Here is a 1,111-nt window from a genome sequence, read left to right on the forward strand (position 1 = left end):
CCTTGGCCTCGCGCTTGGTCTTGAAGCGTTGTCCGTGCAGCCGCTCCACCTTCAATGACCCGAACAGGGTCTCGCTGCAGGCGTTGTCCCAGCAGTTTCCCTTGCGACTCATGGAGCTGGTGATGCCGTACTCCTTGAGCACGTCCCTGAAGTCGTGGCTGGCGTACTGGCTGCCCCGGTCGCTGTGGAAGATCAATCCTGCCTGCTTGCCCGGGTGACGCTTGAACCACGCCATTCGCAGCGCATCGATCACGAGCTCGCGCGTCATGTCCTCTCGCAGCGACCAACCCACCACCTGGCGGCTGAACAGATCGATCACCACCGCCAGGAACAGCCAGCCCTCGTCGGTGGCGATGTAGGTGATGTCGCCCGCCCAGACCTTGTCCGGCTGCGTGACGGCGAATTCACGGTTCAGCAGGTTGGGCGAGATCGGCAGGTCATGGCGGCTGTCGGTGGTGACCTTGAAGCGCCGCTTGCCCTTGGCGCGGATGCCGTGCAGCTGCATGAGCTTTTGAACCCGATCTTTGCCCACGCGAATGCCGCGTGCGAGAAGCTCTTTCCACACACGCGGCCACCCGTAGCTGCCACGTGTCTCGGCATGGATGGCCTTGATGTGCACCAGCAAGGCATCGTCGCTCAGGTGGCGGCGCTGCGCGCCGCTGGCTTTGCGCACGAAGTGCTCGTGGTATCCCGCCATGCTGATTCGCAGTACTCGGCATTGCACCGAGATCGGCCACACTCGTCGGTGGCGTTGGACGAAGGCGTACTTCACCGCTGCGCTTTCGCGAAGTACGCCGTCGCTTTTTCCAGGATATCGCGCTCCATCTTCACACGCGCCAGTTCCGCACGCAGCCGGCTGATCTCCATTTGCTCAGCGCTCACCGGCTTGCTGTCAGCACCGGTGAGCTTGCCTTGGCGCTGCGCCTTGACCCAGTTGAACAGCGTCTGCTCGACCACGCCCAATGTGCGGGCTGCCGCCGCGATGCTCTGGCCACCTTCGACCAGCCGCACAGCCTCTTGCTTGAACTCCAGCGTGTAGCGCGCTCTCGTCGTCTTCGTCATTTGCGTTCTCCTTGCTTGCATTGAAACACTCAGCAAGGGATACGTTTTT

1 pseudogene is annotated in these 1,111 nt (G+C 62.3%); it reads right to left on the reverse strand.

Annotated elements, in window-relative coordinates:
* A pseudogene (locus BLS74_RS33580) lies at nucleotides 1–1,062 on the reverse strand (IS3 family transposase); the annotation flags it as partial.
* Nucleotides 1,063–1,111 lie beyond the last annotated feature (49 nt).

It is taken from the genome of Variovorax sp. CF079, assembly GCF_900101545.1.
Lineage (GTDB): Bacteria > Pseudomonadota > Gammaproteobacteria > Burkholderiales > Burkholderiaceae_C > Variovorax.